The organism is Armatimonas sp. (genome assembly GCF_031410135.1).
Lineage (GTDB): Bacteria > Armatimonadota > Armatimonadia > Armatimonadales > Armatimonadaceae > Armatimonas.
Genome location: NZ_JANNYP010000375.1, coordinates 1 through 2370 on the forward strand (window position 1 = coordinate 1; position 2370 = coordinate 2370).

At 59.8% G+C, this 2370-nt stretch carries 1 protein-coding gene; it reads right to left on the reverse strand.

Annotated features, from left to right (window positions below; all coding sequences use genetic code 11):
* The coding region (locus tag RMO15_RS13735; protein WP_309713571.1) for a DNA translocase FtsK at nt 1-2241 on the reverse strand (2241 nt) is incomplete at its 3' end.
* Between the last annotated feature and the right edge of the window lie 129 nt (nt 2242-2370).

Consider the following 2370-nt stretch of genomic DNA (forward strand, 5'->3'; position numbering starts at 1 on the left):
GGCGGCGCGGGTGTAGCCGATCTTAAAACGACGCTGCAACATGGATGTGCTGGCGCTACCGCCAGAGACGACCAGGCGAACCGCGCTCTCGAAGAGATCGTCGTCGCTTTCTAGCTCGCCGGAGTCGTCTTCGCCGGTTGCCATGGAAAGGGTGGAGGGAAGCACATCGAAGTTCGGGGTGCCCTGCGCTTTGAGATAGTGCACCAGTGTCTCAGTGTCCTGCTCGCTGACATAGCAGCCCTGGATACGCGAGGGCTTTCCCGCATCAATGGGCATGAAGAGCATGTCGCCGCGTCCGATTAATCTGTCAGCACCCGTCTGGTCGAGAATCGTGCGGGAGTCCACGGCGGAGTTCATGGCAAAGGCGATTCGGCTAGAGATATTGGCCTTGATGGTTCCTGTGATGACATTCACCGACGGTCGCTGCGTGGCGATGACGAGGTGAATCCCCGTGGCGCGGGCGAGCTGCGCGATCCGACAGATGCTCGTCTCAATCTCCGGGCCGCTGGTCATCATCAGGTCCGCAAGCTCGTCAACAATAATCACCCAGTAGGGGATTCTTTCCTCTTCCGGTACCTTAGCGTTGTAGCCCTCCAAGTTACGGGTTCCGAGCTTGGCGAACTTGTCGTAGCGGGTCTCCATCTCGCGCAGGGCTTGCTTGAACAGCGATGGCGCCTGTTTAACATTGGTAATCACGGGAGAGGCGAGATGTGGGATGCCTTCGTAGAGCGAGAGCTCGACTTTTTTAGGGTCTATCATGAGCAGCTTCAGCTCGCGCGGGGAGTTGCGGTACAGAAGCGATGTAATTAATGCGTTCAGCCCGACAGATTTTCCCGAGCCCGTGGAGCCCGCAATCAGCAAGTGCGGCATCTTGGCAAGATCGGCGACTTTGACGGCTCCTGTGACATCGCGGCCCAGCACGAACGTGAGCTTGCCCGGTGCGTTCTGAAACTCGGGGGCTTCTAGGCACTCGCGGATACTCACCGCACGGGGCTTCTCGTTGGGTACTTCGAGACCAATTGCGGACTTTCCTGGAATGGGCGCTTCGACACGGACATCAATGGCGGCGAGTGCCATGGCGATATTGTCGGCGAGGGAGACGATTTTACTGACTTTAATGCCCCGCTCCAGCGCGATCTCGTAGCGAGTGATGGTTGGGCCGTATGCGACATCGGCCACATCGGCCCCAATCCCGAAGTCTTCGAGGGTTTGGAGGATGATCTGGCGGCGCTCCTCGCTCTCTCCATCCGCGACATTGGCGGGGGCAGGTGGTGAGGGCGCGAGAATCCCGGTGCTGGGCAGGACAAAGGAGAACTGGGTTTTATTGACAGTGGTGGTGGGACGGACAAGCGGAGCCGGTAAAATAGGAGCAGTCTCGTCGTCTGTGTCCTCCGCACCCCCCGCCCCCACAAGTGGGGGAGTTAGTGTGGGAGTGGCTGGCTTTTCTTTGCGGAACGAGAATAATGTCGGTTGCTGGCCACGGGCAGGGGCGGTGGGTTCCTCTATATCGACGTCGAACTCATCGTCGAGGGGCTCCGGGGTGCTGCGCTTGTAGACACTGGGGGGCGGCTGGACGAGTGGCTTGCGCTCGCCGGGCACTGGCTTCTTGCGGACTTTTTCCACCGCCTCTTTGGCCTGTGCCGTTGCGGCTTGCTTGCCCTTGCCCGTCCACTCTCCCACAAAGCGCTCCAGTGGTCCCAGTAGTGAGGGCAGTGGGACATCCACCAGAAAGAGAATCCCAATTCCGGTCAGTGCCAAAAAGAAGACATGGGCTCCAAAGACACCTACCAGCATTCGCAGGAGCCACGAGATTCCCGCGCCAATGTAGCCGCCGCCGTTGACGAGGTTATCCGCGACGAAGTGGTAGTCAATCTTCATCCCACTCACGCGGCCTAGGTGCCACCAGGCGATAAAGATGAGATAGAGGGCACCGAGTGCGCTCATGTTGTCGTAGGAGCGGCTCTTGCCAATGGCGAGCATACCCCCCAGCGCCAGCAAAACAAAGGGAAAGACCCACGCTCCAACTCCCGCCAGAAGATAGAAGCCATGCACGACCGTGCGTCCCAGGAAGTTATCTCCCGAGTTGCTCCCCGCCCCAAAAAGTGTGGCGAGCAGGATCAGCCCGAAGGCGCAGAGAGCGATCCCCCAGGTATCGTAGGCAAACCGGGTGTTGGTTCGGGTCTGGCGCGGCGCGGCGCTACGCGGCGGCCTCGGCTTGCGGGGGGTGGTCTGTGTAGCCATTTCTGACCGCTATTTTACCAGGTTTAGTACCCTCCTCCCTTCGCTTCGCTCTTCCCTCCTCCCAACCCTGGGAGGAGGGATAGGGTGGAGGGGAGCGAATCTCCTCAAACTCCCCTTCCTCCCACCCGA